Here is a 15,863-nt window from a genome sequence, read left to right as displayed (position 1 = left end):
CACCAATCACTACTAACCTCTCGGCAAGGTAAACACAAACGTACTCCCCTCTCCCACTTTTGAATCAACGCCAATAGTTCCACCGTGCCGATCCACAATCCGTTTACAAATTGCCAGTCCCACACCCGTTCCTTCGTATTCTGTGCGGTTGTGCAAACGTTGAAACACCTGAAAAATGCGTTCGTGGTATTCAGGCGCAATTCCTATACCATTGTCCGAAACCCTTATCTCATAGTTCCCATCTACTTTCTCACAAAAAACATTGATGATAGGAATCATATTTTTATCTCGGTATTTGATGGCATTCGAAATCAGGTTTTGAAAGAGTTGAATCATTTGATTGAGATCCGCTTTCACCGTTGGAAGTTTTTTGACATTTACGACCGCATTCGTTTCTTCTATATTGACCTTCAAGTTGATTTTGACCACATCCAATACCTCATTGAGATTCACCTTTTCAAAAGGTTTTTTGCGGGTATTCACACGAGAAAATGCAAGCAAATCATTGATCAAGACATCCATTCGCTGAGTACCATCCACCGCATAGTTGATAAACTCCTTCAATTCTTGGTCTTCCTTCACCTTGCCATTCAAGCGTTTTTCAATCAAGCCTAAAAAACTGCTGACCATTCGCAGAGGTTCTTTGAGGTCATGCGAAGCCACATACGCAAACTGTCGGAGGTCTTCGTTGGTATGCTGCAGTTCAACTGTACGTGCCGTTACGATGTTCTCCAATTCTTCATTTTGTTGCTTAGCAGCATCTGCCTCTTTTTCAGCTACTTCAATGAGTGCTTCTGACAAGGCAAAAATCAAATACGATACATACCCACAGCCAATCACCCCAATATTGCCAACAATATACGCTACCCACATCTCGGGCAGTACATTCGCAAAACCACCGTAGGACTTAACTACAATTACTGCAAAATGAACCCCTAATACCATCAAGGCGGCTAAAATGTAGGATCCAATGTGTTCTCTTTTGAAGGCAAACAAACCCAATAGCAGGTAAATGAGAAAAAGTTGAGAAAGAGTGACATATAAGCGCAGATAATGAAATTTTTCTGGGGAAAGATAATCATTGACAATATTGTGAATCACTATCAATATCAATGTGCTAAAAACCAATGCATAAGCAGAAATATCTACCCTTTTGTGGCGGATAAAATAAAGCGCAATAAAACCGCCAATTATTCCAACTAAATCGCCTATGTATTTGTAAATTCCGCTTGCTTCATAAATATGAAGTGGGATGGAGATTGCCATGACAACAATCATCATAATGGATGTAAAAAATATATAACGTGACTTTTTTTGTACTTCCAAAGAAAGAGACTCATAGCCCTCTAGAAAATAGTCCGGTATATTGCTTTTCCAATGACTCATATTCTTACTCGACTTTTCGCAGCATAAACACACATAACAAATTCAACAATATAGACATTTTTTGAGTAAGAGGATTGTAGGATATTAGGCAATTAGGATAAGTAGTTGTCTTTACTATTGAAGAATCATTGTTAATCGCTGCTTATTGAAGAAAACACCAAATATAAAATGGGATAAACCCGAAAACTCAATATAACAAATAACATACCTAAATTAATAAATTTAGAATGTTTTGCTAAGAAGATCAAAATTATACAAAACTTTTACAAAAAAAAGAGATTGGACCAAATAAATTGAATCCAATCTCCTTCATAGCATATTATGCACTGCATCTTATGTATTGCAATTATTACCTTGTAACTTCGAATCTATCCTTCTACTAAAATCTTCTTTCCGAACCTTTTTCTTTCGTTCTCGTCCAAATAGACTTTTCTCAAACGAATAGATTGAGGTGTAACTTCTACATATTCATCCTCCTGAATGTATTCAAGTGCTTCTTCCAATGAAAACTTAATGGCAGGAGCAATCTTGGCTTTGTCATCCGAACCCGATGCACGAACGTTGGACAATTTTTTGGTTTTGTTTACTTTCACCACCAAATCATTGCCACGTGAATGTTCGCCAACCACTTGACCCGTGTAAACATTTTCACCAGGATCTACAAAAAACTTACCTCTATCTTGCAGCTTGTCAAGCGCATAAGGAATGACCGTACCTGTTTCGCCCGAAATCATCGAACCATTGATACGAGAAGGAATATCGCCTTTCCATGGCGCATACTCTTTGAAGCGATGCGACATGATTGCCTCACCAGCTGTTGCAGTTAGCATTTCATTTCTCAATCCAATGATCCCCCTTGAAGGAATTGTAAACTCCAAAATCGTTCTATCACCTTTGAGGTTCATCGCCAACATCTCTCCTTTTCTTTGGTTCACCATGTTAATAGCAGTTCCCGATACTTTTTCGGGCAAATCAATGGTCAATTCTTCAATCGGTTCACATTTTTTGCCATCAATTTCTTTTATCAATACCTGAGGCTGACCAATCTGCAACTCATACCCTTCACGACGCATCGTTTCGATCAACACAGACAAGTGCAAAACACCTCGACCATACACCATAAAAGAGTCAGCAGAACCAGTATCTTTTACCTGCAAAGCCAAGTTTTTTTCCAGTTCTTTGTCCAATCTATCCTTGATATGTCGAGAAGTCACAAATTTACCTTCTTTACCAAAAAACGGAGAATTGTTGATGGTAAACAACATACTCATCGTAGGCTCGTCAATGGTAATCGGTGGCAATCCTTCTGGATTTTCAAAATCTGCAATGGTATCTCCAATCTCAAATCCTTCAATACCAACTACTGCGCCAATTTCACCCGCTTCAATTTTATCTGTTTTTTTCTTGCCAAGACCTTCAAAAACATACAATTCTTTGACCCTTGAACGCTGCAAACTACCATCTCGCTTCACCAAATTGATAGGCTGATTCGCTTCAATTGTTCCTCTTTCTATACGTCCAATCGCAATACGACCAATGTATGGAGAGTGGTCCAAAGAAGTAATTTGCATTTGAGTTGTTCCTTCACCCACTTTTGGGGCAGGAATATGCTCTACAATAGCATCCAACAAATAGTTGATATTGTCCGTTGGCTCCATCCAATCTTCTGCCATCCAATTGTGTTTTGCAGAACCATAAACGGTAGGAAAATCCAACTGCTCTTCTGTAGCGTCCAAATTGAACATCAATTCAAATACCGCATCATGCACCTCATCAGGACGGCAGTTTTCTTTGTCCACCTTGTTGATAACCACAATTGGCTTCAATCCCAATTCCAATGCTTTTTGTAGTACAAATCGAGTTTGCGGCATCGGCCCTTCAAAAGCATCCACCAAAAGCAAAACCCCATCTGCCATGTTCAACACACGCTCCACCTCACCTCCAAAGTCGGCGTGACCAGGTGTGTCAATAATGTTGATTTTGTAATCTTTGTAGCGTACCGAAGCGTTTTTAGAGAGAATGGTGATACCTCTTTCTCGCTCCAAATCATTGCTGTCCATAATCAGTTCGCCCACCTTTTCGTGTGCTTCAAAAAGATGCCCAGTGATAAGCATTTTATCTACGAGAGTCGTTTTCCCGTGATCTACGTGGGCAATAATCGCAATATTTCTAAGCTGCATAATGCTAATAATTTGATATTGTATTGTTTAGAAGTTGTAACTTCTGTTTTGTTACTCCAATCGGGGCGCAAAGGTACGCTTTTTTGCTTTAAAGTTGTATGGTAGTTTAAAATCAAATTGTTAAGTTTAGTTTCACACACAGAAAACGGAAGTTTTGAAAACTTCCGTTTTCTCTCCCACAAATCACGACTTTCCTCCCTCAGTCAAACCTTTTCCTGCTTCAATGCCTCCAAAGTTGAGGCAGGAATATCCTTGATAGCCAATATCATAAACCCATCCAAAACATCCGAAAAATTTGGGTCCACATTGAAGCTGATGAATCGAGCGTTTTGTTTGACATATTGCTTGAACAAAACAGGAATCTTAAAGTGTTCTGGTTCAATATCTTCTACGAAGTTATCGAGATTTTGCAGTTCGCCATTGAAGTTTCGCATCAAAGCTTTGAGGTCTATTTCCTTCGTTTTCACTTTGAAGGGTTTACGGGGTTTCAGGTATTTAGCCAATTGCTTGTTGAAGTAAAACTTCTTCACAAAAGCGACAATCAGGCTTTTAGAAATATTGGAGTAATATTTACTGATGCTCACAGGCCCATAGATATATTGATATTGAGGATTTTGAAGCAAAAAATACAAAATGCCTTTCCACAACAAAAATAAAGGCAATCGTTCTTTTTGGTATTCAGGCACAAGGTATGAACGGCCTAACTCAATAGATTTTTGTAGGATAGGGAAGAATCCTTTTTTGATTTTAAATAAACTGTGGATATAAAAGCCTTCAATGCCGAACTTTTCAAAAATGTAATCTCCTTCTCCAATTCGATAACCGCCTACAATGCGTTTATTTTTGTTGTCCCAGATAATCAACTGTTTGTAATACAAATCGTATTCATCCAAGTCACGGCTATTCCCTGTTCCCTCTCCCACCGCCCGAAAGGTAATCTCCCGCAAACGTCCGATTTCTTGGAGTACATTTGGAATATCATTGACGTTGGCAATCAACACTTCGTAATCTCCACGAGTAGTTAGCAAGCCTTTTGGTTTGATATTAGCAATGTCTTGTTCTAGTAATTTCGCTGCAATCGGAGGAACAATTTCAGCTTTGGGACTTGAGGGATCTAAAGGATTGAGATATAGCTGCTTCATCTCCAATGAAGAGCGCAAGGCAATAATTTTGGAGCGAATAAATTGCCGAAAATCTCGCCCTTTTTCAAACTTTTCCTGTTCTTTCACTTTTATCAATCTACCTATTCTCAATGACACAAGAGGTGTATTTATTTCTTCTTGCACAGATGGTTTTAGCCTCAAATGTATAGGCACGATTCCCAATTTTGCTTCTCGAATAATCTGGGTAAACCGTTTGCTTTGATGGTACTTTTTGGGGGTTTTCCATTTTTGGGTCAGCAAATCATTCACAATAACATGAGCAGTTGTACGGTCTTTTGACTGAGAAAACTGGTCTTCCAAATCCTTAACCAGAGCTTTGGCGAGAGAAGTAATTTTTATTTCTCCCTCAAAATCAGCCAACAATCGGTGAAGTACCAATATTTCGAGATGGTCAGGCAGGGCATTTACAATGGCTATAAAAGATTCATTTTTAGGCAAATGCTTGATTTCGTAGTCATTCACCTCCAATTGAAGCTGTTGAGCGATTTGAGAGGCTGCAATGTGTGTAGGTAGTTGTTTGATAGCAGTAGGGTTTTGAGAATGATTGAGTACTTTCTGGCAACAAAATAAACAATTGATAAGCACTTTTTCACAGCCCACACTCGTTTATTTTGCTGCTAATGGACAATTGTGTTTTTACTACTCTCCAAAAAATGAACTATATTTGTGTTATTCATTAGGTTTTGAAACAATAAAATTATCAACAATATATATTATGAACCAATTAAGCAAACTTCTGTTTCCTCTACTGATTGTTTTTATCTTGCTTTCTGCCTGTGGTAGTGACAATAACAGCGGCAATAACACTGGCGAAAAAGCCAATGCCAAGCTCACCGCAGCAACAGGTGGCGTTTATTACGGAGGAATTTTTCGGATGAACGAAGATGAATATTTGAGGAGTTTGTATCCGCTTAACATTGGAGAAGTTGTTGGTCATCGGATTGCGAATCAAATCTATGAAGGTTTGGTGATGCTCAATCAGGAAACCTTGACAATCGAACCTGCCATTGCAGAAAGTTGGACGGTCAATGAAGATGCTACTCAATATACTTTCACGATTCGCAAGGGAGTCAAATTCCACAATGATGAATGTTTTGAAGGTGGAAAAGGACGAGAAGTGACTGCAAGGGATGTTAAGTATTGTTTGGACCGTTTGTGCAGTTACGCAACAGATAATAAGGGTTATGACTTTGTGAAAGACCGCATCATTGGCGCAGAAAAGCAACATGAGGCTACTGAAAAAGGACAACAGCCCGAAGGAGGCGTTGAAGGGGTGAAAGTGATAGACGATTATACGATACAAATTAGCCTTCAAAAACCTTTTAGTAGTTTTTTACACATTTTGGCGATGCCTTTTGGTTATGTGTTTCCACAAGAAGCAGTAGAAAAATACGGTTTGGATATGCGGAGTAAAACGGTCGGAACGGGGCCTTTTTACCTCAAACGCCTTTCGGAAGATGAGGCAGTAATCTTATTGAAGAATCCAAACTACTGGGGTATGGATGAAAATGGCAATCAATTGCCTTATCTAGATGGCATTCGCTTTTCGTTTATCAAAGATCAGATGGCGGGCATGTTGGAGTTTAAAAACGGCAATATTGACATGGTTTACCGTTTGCCTTTGCAGCTATCGGATGAGATTGTGGATAGGAATGGAAAATTGACGGCAGAGTATTCACAGTTTCAGTTTCAAGAGAAAGCAGCTATGAGTGTGGAATATTACGGTTTTTTGAATACGGGTGAAATGTTCAAAAACAAACTGGCACGTCAAGCATTTTGTTATGCCATTGACCGTCAAAAGATTGTGGATTTCACCTTGAAGGGTGCGGGTGTTCCTGGTAATTATGGCATTGTCCCTCCTTCTTTTGCCAATTATGATGCAACGAAGGTTAAGGGTTATGAGTACAATCCCGACAAAGCGCGCCGATTGTTGGGCGAAGCAGGTTTTCCGAATGGAAAGGGATTCCCAAAGGCAACGCTTCAAATCAATAGCGGTGGAACTCGCAACGAACAAGTGGCAGAAGCAATCCAAAAGATGATTTCGGAAACGCTCAATATTGACATTGACATCATAAAAATGCCTTTTGCTCAACACTTGGAAAATACAGAAGCGGGTAAGTTCAATCTTTGGCGTGCAGGATGGATTGCAGATTATCCCGATCCTGAAAATTTCTTGAACTTATTGTGGGGTGCACACCTTCCCGAAGACCCAAGTGAAGGCACTGAATACCTCAATACGTTCCGCTACCGCAGTGAGACTTTTGACAAGCTTTTTGAAGAGGCTCTACGAACAGTCGATGATGCAAAACGAATGGAACTCTACCAACAAGCTAACCAAACGGCAATCAATGATGCGCCGCTTTTGCCTATTTATTACAACAAAGACCGCCGTTTGCTGCAACCGTATGTTCGGAATTTTCCGCAAAATGCAATGGAATACCGCAACCTAAGATCAACGCATTTTGTTCCTGATAGTGACAAAGTTGCAGCAAAGTGATTGTCAAGGATTGCCAATAAGATAATCTCCCGATTTAGATTTTTGGAGTTTATTCTGAAAGAGACGGAATGTTTGAAAATCAGTAGATTCTCAAAAGAAAACTTCAAAAGTCTTTCTGCCTTCAAGGAACTTATTTTATTGGAGTTGCTAAGTGGTTGGATTGCTATATTGTTATCTAAAAAATTCAAATTATCATCAACAAACACATTTCCCCCGAACAAGTCTTGTCCAAATTACAGCGTTATTGCGCTTATCGTGAACGTTGTGGGCAGGAAATACGCCAAAAACTGAGTAATTTGGGATGTTGGGGCGAACAAGCTGATGAGGTGATGAATCAGTTAGCGGATGAAAGATTTTGGGATGAACTTCGATTTGCCCATATCTTTGCATCCGATAAGTTTCGATTGAAGCGGTGGGGACGCATCAAAATACGGCAGGGATTGAAGCAAAAACAAGTGCCGAAAAGTTTTATTGAAGAAGCATTGAAGGAAGAAATCAAGGATGGGGATTATTGGGAAACATTGCTGTATTTAACCAAAAAGAAAATGGAAACGTTGCAGCATATTACCCATACATTGCAGTTGAAGCAGAAACTTATGCGTTTTTTGCTGCAAAAAGGCTATGAATCGGATTGGATTTGGAAGGCAATTGCACAGGTTGTGGAGGGAAAAGATTAGGTATTAGGGCTTGTCCTCAATTTTTTGGTCAATGAACAAACGGTGACTTTTCCATCACTGTGGTACTGTACGGTGTCCATGATGCTGTGCATCAACATCAAACCAAGACCTCCTTTTTTTCGGGTACGAATGTTTTCTTGTATATCCCGTCCAGATAAATCGGTTTGATTGGGGCAATAATTGCCAATGTCGTAAATATCGACTTGTATATTATGATCACCAATCTCCAATTCTACCTTCAATCTTCGCCCTTGATCACACTCATTCCCATGAATAATGGCATTGGCACATGCCTCATCTACTGCCAAAACCACCTTATTTCGATCGGTTGACGACAAATTTGTGTTGTCTAACTGCTTTGACAAAAAAGATCGTATGTGACAGAGATTATCTGTACAACACGGTGTTGAATAATTGATTTTCATTTAAATGCCAGCTTTGCATCGTTTTCATCTTTCACAATACTGAAAATGTTATGGAGACCAAGCAGTTCAAAAATGGAATAAACCTGCTTTTTCATATTGCAAAAGACAAAAGCGCCTTGATTTTTTTGAAAGTCTTCAATGTAGGAAATAAACACACCCAAACCCGCTGAAGAAATGTAGTCCAATCTTTTACAATCTACTACAATTCTAAATCGCTCATTTTCAAAAGCTTTTTTAATTGCTTCATCCATTTCAATCGCTGAGCTTGCGTCTAAATCTCCCGCAATAGATAGCCTTAAAACCTCCTCGTGATAATGTTCATTTATCTCCATAAACCTATCCTCCTAAGTATATATGTTGAATGTTATAAAAAAGTTCCAAAAAACGCACAATTTCTTAAAAAAAAAATCGTCTTTTCCAACTTTTAAGTAAAAAAATACCTTTAAATATTGTTAAATAGTTGTGAGAACCAAGGGGTTTCAACTTTTTCTTGTTCAAACCCCTTTTTTTCCCGTTTAATCCAAATTTTTCACCTTCAGTACCAACAATGCAGTATCATCTTTGTGCAACTCGCTATCGGTGAAACCCTGAAAATCTTGTAAAATAGCATTTTTTATTGCTTCTGCATTTTTTTCGTGGTTGTCTTCCAAGCATTTTTTTAGGCGTTTATAACCATATTGTTCATTTTCGTTTGAGCTACGGCCTTCGACCAAACCATCTGTGTACAATACGATTACATCTCCTTCATTCAATATTCGCTCTTTTACATCAATAAAGTTTCGATAGCTATCATTGCGGATAATACCAAGTCCCATTCCGTCACCTGTCAGATACTCAACGGTTTCTCTGTCTTTATCGAAATACAACATCGGACAATGACCGGCTCGACTGTATTCAAGCTTTCGTTCTGCAAAGTTAAGCATAATATAGAACAAGGTAATGAACCGTTTTTTTTCGAGACAATTCGAGATAGCTCGGTTTGCCATTGTCAGAAAATGATTGGGAGTAATAGATACTTGTATCAAAGACTGAAAAATACCCTTCATTTGCGCCATGTGAAAAGCCGCAGAAGTTCCTTTGCCCGACACATCTCCAATCACAATAGCCAACATGTCTTTTTTGCGCTGATTGAAGTCGTAATAGTCTCCTCCTACTTCTTTTGCAGATTCGTGAAATGCTGCGATTTCAAAATATTTGCTTTCAGGAAAAGTTTGCGGCATCAAATCTGCTTGTACTTTTTGAGCAATCTGCAATTCCTCTTTATAACGAGCCGATTCGATGGTTTCCTGCAACAATTGAATGTTTTCAAAGGCTAACTTAGATTGGTCAATATAGCCTCGCACCATGTTGATCATGTACTCATCAAACCCATCGGGAAAGGGCTTAATCAAAGAAATGGTTGCCAACAATCGTTCGTTTTTATCAAAAATTGGGAAGATAATCAGTGACTGAAACAAGGATTGTTTGTCGGTAAATACTTTGGCTTTTATCAAATCAGGAAAATGGTAGTAAGATTTCTCATCACTTTTACTCTGCAATAGGTCTTGAAAACCAATTTTTGCATTGATTAGTTCAATCTGTTCTTGGTAAATATTGGAGGTGTGAACTGTTTGTGGAACTGTTTCATTTTGAAGGATTAACCATCCTGCATTGCTCTGGGTATTTTGATAACATATATTGAACAATCGCTCAAATATTTTCTCTTCACTTTCTCGGTTTTGCAGAGCTTGACCCATTTCCTGGTAGCTGCGAATTTCGGTATTTTGTTCTTCGATGACTGATGAAATAGGTATATTGAATAGTACTGCGAACATAGACAACAATCCATAAGCTGTTGCACTCCCCGTAAGCAAAAGTATGAACGCATTGCTGTAAAAAGGATTTATCAATCCCTCTGCAATCGTACCCATTCCCATCAGTTTTTGAATAATCGCAATAGACATTAAATTAATGGTAAGCAGAAAAAATACAGATAACAATTTGACTCGTATCTTCAACTCTGCAATCCACTTGATACGAAAAACCAAAGGAAAAAATACTAAAGAGCCTGCTATCAGTATTACTTTCCATATAATTTCGGGTAGATGCAGATGTTCAATCATCGAAATCAGTGCAAGCATCAACACAATCATAAACAAACCCCACTGACGGATGACGGTATTGTCTCGTCGGTGAAAAATCAATTTGCGGTAAAGCATTATGCTGACCAAAAAATATACAATTGCGGCAGTAAGAACCACCAAATCCATAATTTGTACACTTTTTGTATCATCCAATTTGGCTATACCTAAATAAGGGAGTGCAGGCTCCGAAATAATAATTCCTAAAGAAACCATCCCTACTAAGATGATGCGGGTAAATAATTTTTCGACATTAAAAATGGTAGCATACTTGTAATACTCATTCATCGAAAAAAAGTGCATCACAATAGACACTCCATATAACGCCCCTATTGTTAATGGATTAACAAGCAAAAAATGCTCCTGAACCAGCACCCCTACAAGGGTCAGCAGAAAACATACAATGCTAATAAGCAAATAGATTTTATAGCGTTTGGCTATCATTTCGTAATTTTGACTTATGGGTAGAAAACGAAAGATAGTCAAAGAACTCGAAATAACCAAGATAGCCGCCGAAGGAAAAGGAATGGCTAGACGTGATGGAAAGGTTATTTTTGTCGAGAACGCCGTTCCAGGCGATATTGCAGATGTGTACATCACTAAGAACCGCAAAGATTTTGCCATCGGGAAGGTGTCTGAAATGAAAGAACCATCTACTGACCGAATAGATCCTTTTTGCGAATATTTCGGCGTTTGTGGGGGCTGCAAATGGCAGTATTTGCCTTACGAAAAACAAGCGCACTACAAACAAGCTATTGTAGAAGAATCTTTTCAACGAGTGGGCAAGCTCGAATTTCCGCCATTGCCTCCCATTTTGCAGGCAGAAAAATCGCAATATTACCGCAACAAAATGGAATTCACTTTCTCCAACAAGCGTTGGTTGAGTTTGGAGGAAGTCAACAGCGACACCCCTATCGAAAACCGCAATGCCTTAGGTTTGCACGTTCCTGGACTGTTTGATAAAGTAGTGGACATCGAACATTGCTACCTTCAAGGTGAACCTTCCAATGATATCCGCAACGAATTTCGGAAGTATGCTAAAGAAAATGAACTGACTTACTACGACTTGCGTGAGCATACAGGCTTTCTTCGCAACCTGATTATTCGCACTTCTACTTTGGGCGAATTGATGGTGATTGTGAGTGTGGCAGAACCCAAACAAGAGGTCATTGAAGCCATACTCGACTATATTTTGCGCCAATTTCCACAGATTACCTCTTTGCATTATGTGGTCAATCAAAAAAAGAACGATACGCTTTACGACCAAGACATCATAACTTATCACGGACGAGGCTATATTTTTGAGGCTTTTGAAGATTTGAAGTACAAAATTAGCCCTAAGTCTTTTTTCCAAACCAATCCTTATCAAGGTGTTCGTTTGTATCAAGTGGTGCGGGATTTTGCAGATTTGAAGGGCGATGAATTGGTGTATGACCTTTATACAGGTACAGGAAGTATTGCGCTGTTTTTGGCTCGCCAATGCAAACAAGTAGTGGGTATTGAAGAAGTAGAGGCTGCAATAGTGGATGCCAAATTCAATGCAGAATTGAATGAAATGGACAATACGGCTTTTTATGCAGGAGACGTAAAGGAAATGTTGGGAGGTGATTTTGTGGCTGCAAATGGTGTGCCTGATGTGTTGGTGACAGACCCGCCGAGAGCAGGAATGCACCGAGATGTGATTGAACGTATTTTAGAAATGGCTCCTGCCAAAATCGTTTATGTGAGCTGCAATCCTGTCACACAAGCGCGTGATTTGCAGTGGTTATCGGAGACTTATTCGATTGAAAAAGTACAGCCCGTAGATATGTTTCCACATACGTATCATATTGAAAATGTGGTTTTATTGAAGAAGAAATAAAGGCTCTCCCTGCAATAAAGTGCCGTTTTTTAATAGCTATATGAAGGTTTGATTTTTTCCAAAAGAAGTTGAATCACAAAAGAAATATATCCAATAGGCAACTTTTTGATTCCTTTTTGGACTTCCTTAATATCAAAGCACAAGTTCAATCAATCAAAAAGTTGTTCCATTGACCGAGTCCCAACTCATAACTGCCTGCAAAAACGGAGACCCTGCTGCCCAAAAACAATTGTACGAAAATTACAAAAGCAAGATGATGGGTGTATGCTTGCGGTATGCACAAACTCGAACTGAGGCACACGACATTTTTCAAGAGGGTTTCATCCAAATATTTCGGGATATACATCAGTACCAACCTATTGGACCTTTTGGGGGATGGATGCGGAGAGTGATTGTCAATACGGCACTCAAGCACATTCGCCGAGAAAAACGCAACCTTTTTACCCACATAGATACCAGCGAAATCGAAGATTCTTACCAAACCAATGAAAATATTTTCAGCACTTTTAGAGAAAAAGCTTTGTTGAAAATGGTTCAGCAATTGCCAGACGGTTATCGAATGGTATTCAATTTATACGTCATTGAAGGATATAGCCACAAAGAAATTGCAGAGCAGTTGGAGATTTCACAGAGTACTTCCAAAACACAGTTGCGGAAAGCAAAAATAGCTTTGCGAAAAATGATAGAAAAAGAAATACACATATAATGGAAGATAATTTACACAACGACAATTTGGAGGATTTTTTCCGAAAATCTCTGGGAAACTATGAGGATAATCCCGATGATACTACATGGGGAAACATTGCCCCTTTCATAGTGCCCACAGGAGTTTCAGAAGTAAACTCTCTCCAAAATAAAATACAAGCATTGAGCAATCAAAACGTATTGCTCAAATCGCTATTGGCTGCAATTTGTGTAGTTTTGATTGCCTTTCAACCTTTCAATTCCAACAACCAACAACAAAAAATCACCTTATTAGGGCAACAACTCGTCCAACAAAACCAAACCATTGATGCATTAAACAATAAGATAGACAGTCTTTACAGTTCTGACAATGAAAATATTGCAGCAAATGCAAGTACAAAAAAAACTACCCATCTCTCCAACTCAGCATTCAGTACTTCGAGTGAGTCACCCAACGCTCCAACCATCTTCAAACAAGATGCTTACAGCCTGAAAGAAAAGGGGATAGCATCCAACAATCCAAGCCAAAAAAAATCTCCTCGTCTCTCTGTCTCAGCGTTCAAAAATCCAACGCCAAGTGAGCAATCCAAAAATTTCAGAGCGAAAACAAACACAACTGATTATCAAACCCCAGCAACGGAAGAAAAAACGCCATTTTCCACAAATAACAATCCACAAAATCAAGCATTAAAAAAATCTCCGCATCCCTCCAACTTAGGGTTCTATAATCCAATGTCAGGTGAGCAATCCAAGCTCCAATATCCAATATCCAATATCCAACCCCTTCCATTTCTGCTGATTGAAGAAAAGGATTTGGAAATGATGGCATTGCAGCGACAAAACAGCAATGAATGGAAAAAAGATATTGAAGAAAAAGAAGAAAATAAACACCTAAAAATCCAATTGCCGAATTTGAAACCCATTATAGAAAACTTAACTGTAATAGCTTTTCTACAAACAGGTAAAACAGAAAACCACTTCAAATACGAAGACTCCTTTATTGGAGAAGAATTGGCAAAAATCAATGGTAAATTCAAAGAAGATGCAAAAATGCTGCAATACGGTTTGTTAGTAGGCTACAAGGTTCACCCACGAGTACAAATTGAAGGTGGAATAGGCAGTTTGAAATATTCCCAGAATTTGGATGGAATAGAAATTGAAGGTATTTACAAAAACCCTGACAGTGACGGTTCATTGACCTTCAACGACCAATTTTACACAAGTTACTCAGACAACCAAATTCAATTTGCCATCAACGATGTAGCACAACATTTTCCAAGCGCAAACATAGGAGACACTCTTCGTGTACCAATTAGACTTGAGCAAGAAATCTCTTACATCAGCGTTCCATTATCAGCCAAATACAACATTGGAGAAAAACGCCTCAGTTTTTACATCAAAGGTGGAGGCGCAGTTAATTTTTTGATAGAAAACGAGTTGGATATTTCAAGTTCACATACTTCTTTTAGAGAACAGGAGATGTATTCCCAAAAAGGTTTGCCTCCAATTTATCTGACCTACCAATTAGAAACAGGACTTCAATATCAAGTCAGTAAGCGAATAGGACTGCAAATAGCTCCTTACTTTATGGGCAATTTGACACAATTAACCGAAAATTTGCCTGTCATAGCCTACCCATCTACAAAGGGTTTACGATTTGGAGCAACCTATGAATTTTAAAGCAATCAAAATATTTTATAAACACGGAAACTAATTGAAAATAAGGGCAACTCTTTGGCTTCAATATGGACTACCTTAATAGTGAGCTACACCACTAAAAGACAATACAAATTATCACTTAACAAATAGCTTTGCATCATGAATAATCTAATGAATGTTATATTTCTTTGTTTTTTAAGTGCCTTTATCATAAGCTGTTCTTCCAACAATGCAGCCAATGTCAATCACGAAAAGGTAACATCCAATGCTTCAAACGAAGATGATGATAAGGATGAAAAAGAAGCTGACGATGAGAATGGCAAAGACGAAATAGATGAGAAAAAAATTGACATATCCCAACTTCCTGAATCTATCATTCAATACATTACCACCAACTATGCAGACGCTACCATTATAGAAGCAGAAGTCAGTAATACAAACTATGAAGTAGAATTGAGCAATAATGTAGAACTGGTTTTTGACAAAGAAGGAAATTTCAAAAAAATAGAAAGAGAAGAAGACGATAAGAAAGACAATGATGATGACAAATAATCAAAATAAGCATCATGAGCAAATCAACTGCAATTGTCTCAAAAACAACAAATTATATTGAGACACTTTTTAATAACAACCTTCCCATTCACTTGGTTTACCACAGTTTAGAGCATACCCAAAATGTAGCCAAAGGTGTAGACAAACTTTGTGAGCATATCCCTCTAACCAAAGAAGAAAAACTCATAGTAAGGCTGGCCGCTTGGTTTCACGACAGTGGCCATATTATAGTTTACAAAGGTCACGAAGCAGTGAGTCAAGCCATTGCTTATAAGTTTTTGAGGGATTTGGATGTAAAAATAGATGTCATTCAGCAAGTCATTGATTGCATTGAAGCAACCAAAATGCCACAAAAGCCTCAGAACTTATTGCAGCAAATCGTCTGTGATGCTGACCTTTACCATCTTTCTTTTGCAGATTACGACGACTATGAATACTTGCTTAGAGTCGAATGGGAATTAATTCTCAACAAAACTTACACGGATGAAGAGTGGCGCAATTTGAATATTCAATTTTTAACCAATCACGAGTATTTCACTCCTTATGCCCAAAAAGTATGGAGAAAACGCAAAGATTTGAATCTAAAAATTTTGCGTGAGCAAAGAGGGAAAAAAGTAAGGCAAACTTAGTAAACTCAACTTCAAAACCTATCGCAACAC

At 38.5% G+C, this 15,863-nt stretch carries 13 protein-coding genes; 7 read left to right on the top strand and 6 right to left on the bottom strand.

What is annotated here, in order from left to right:
- Nucleotides 1-12: 12 nt before the first annotated feature.
- The 3 genes from R3E32_24425 to R3E32_24415 form a co-directional block, all read right to left on the bottom strand.
- Nucleotides 13-1,266 (bottom strand): ATP-binding protein, encoded by a 1,254-nt coding sequence (locus R3E32_24425; protein MEZ4887896.1) that lies wholly within the window; start codon nt 1,264-1,266, stop codon nt 13-15.
- Nucleotides 1,267-1,754: 488 nt separating this feature from the next.
- Nucleotides 1,755-3,566 (bottom strand): translational GTPase TypA, encoded by a 1,812-nt coding sequence (typA, locus tag R3E32_24420; GenBank protein ID MEZ4887895.1) that lies wholly within the window; start codon nt 3,564-3,566, stop codon nt 1,755-1,757.
- Between the two features lie 203 nt (nt 3,567-3,769).
- Complete coding sequence (locus R3E32_24415) at nt 3,770-5,329, bottom strand: GNAT family N-acyltransferase (GenBank protein MEZ4887894.1); 1,560 nt, start codon at nt 5,327-5,329, stop codon at nt 3,770-3,772.
- Between the two features lie 115 nt (nt 5,330-5,444).
- On the opposite strand from R3E32_24415, the gene R3E32_24410 reads away from it, so the two are divergent.
- Nucleotides 5,445-7,226, top strand: a complete 1,782-nt coding sequence (locus R3E32_24410) for an ABC transporter substrate-binding protein (protein MEZ4887893.1) — start codon at nt 5,445-5,447, stop codon at nt 7,224-7,226.
- 224 nt (nt 7,227-7,450) lie between these two features.
- On the top strand, nt 7,451-7,903 hold the full coding sequence (locus R3E32_24405) for a regulatory protein RecX (GenBank protein MEZ4887892.1): 453 nt from the start codon (nt 7,451-7,453) through the stop codon (nt 7,901-7,903).
- Here R3E32_24405 and R3E32_24400 read toward each other — a convergent pair.
- The 3 genes from R3E32_24400 to R3E32_24390 all read right to left on the bottom strand — a co-directional run bounded on the left by R3E32_24400 (nt 7,900) and on the right by R3E32_24390 (nt 10,892).
- Nucleotides 7,900-8,328, bottom strand: a complete 429-nt coding sequence (locus tag R3E32_24400) for an ATP-binding protein (GenBank protein MEZ4887891.1) — start codon at nt 8,326-8,328, stop codon at nt 7,900-7,902. The genes R3E32_24405 and R3E32_24400 overlap by 4 nt on opposite strands.
- Nucleotides 8,325-8,660, bottom strand: coding sequence for an STAS domain-containing protein (locus R3E32_24395; protein ID MEZ4887890.1), 336 nt, complete (start codon nt 8,658-8,660; stop codon nt 8,325-8,327). Before R3E32_24395 ends, R3E32_24400 begins: the two co-directional genes overlap by 4 nt.
- 183 nt (nt 8,661-8,843) lie before the next feature.
- A complete protein-coding gene (locus R3E32_24390; GenBank protein MEZ4887889.1) occupies nt 8,844-10,892 on the bottom strand; it encodes a PP2C family protein-serine/threonine phosphatase in 2,049 nt (682 codons plus the stop codon).
- A gap of 16 nt (nt 10,893-10,908) precedes the next feature.
- On the opposite strand from R3E32_24390, the gene rlmD reads away from it, so the two are divergent.
- The 5 genes from rlmD (at nt 10,909) to R3E32_24365 (ending at nt 15,833) form a co-directional block, all read left to right on the top strand.
- On the top strand, nt 10,909-12,309 hold the full coding sequence (gene rlmD, locus R3E32_24385; GenBank protein MEZ4887888.1) for a 23S rRNA (uracil(1939)-C(5))-methyltransferase RlmD: 1,401 nt from the start codon (nt 10,909-10,911) through the stop codon (nt 12,307-12,309).
- Between the two features lie 169 nt (nt 12,310-12,478).
- Nucleotides 12,479-13,015 (top strand): RNA polymerase sigma factor, encoded by a 537-nt coding sequence (locus R3E32_24380; GenBank protein ID MEZ4887887.1) that lies wholly within the window; start codon nt 12,479-12,481, stop codon nt 13,013-13,015.
- The gene (locus R3E32_24375) at nt 13,015-14,673 is read left to right on the top strand and encodes a hypothetical protein (protein MEZ4887886.1); all 1,659 of its coding nucleotides are present in this window, start codon (nt 13,015-13,017) and stop codon (nt 14,671-14,673) included. The genes R3E32_24380 and R3E32_24375 overlap by 1 nt, the downstream gene beginning before the upstream one ends.
- A gap of 138 nt (nt 14,674-14,811) precedes the next feature.
- On the top strand, nt 14,812-15,204 hold the full coding sequence (locus tag R3E32_24370) for a PepSY-like domain-containing protein (protein MEZ4887885.1): 393 nt from the start codon (nt 14,812-14,814) through the stop codon (nt 15,202-15,204).
- Nucleotides 15,205-15,218: 14 nt separating this feature from the next.
- Complete coding sequence (locus tag R3E32_24365) at nt 15,219-15,833, top strand: HD domain-containing protein (GenBank protein MEZ4887884.1); 615 nt, start codon at nt 15,219-15,221, stop codon at nt 15,831-15,833.
- The last annotated feature ends 30 nt before the right edge of the window (nt 15,834-15,863 follow it).

This window comes from Chitinophagales bacterium (assembly GCA_041392475.1).
In the GTDB taxonomy this organism is placed as follows: domain Bacteria; phylum Bacteroidota; class Bacteroidia; order Chitinophagales; family UBA2359; genus JAUHXA01.
Note: the sequence above shows the minus strand (reverse complement) of the source record. Positions and strands in the feature narration are given on the sequence as shown.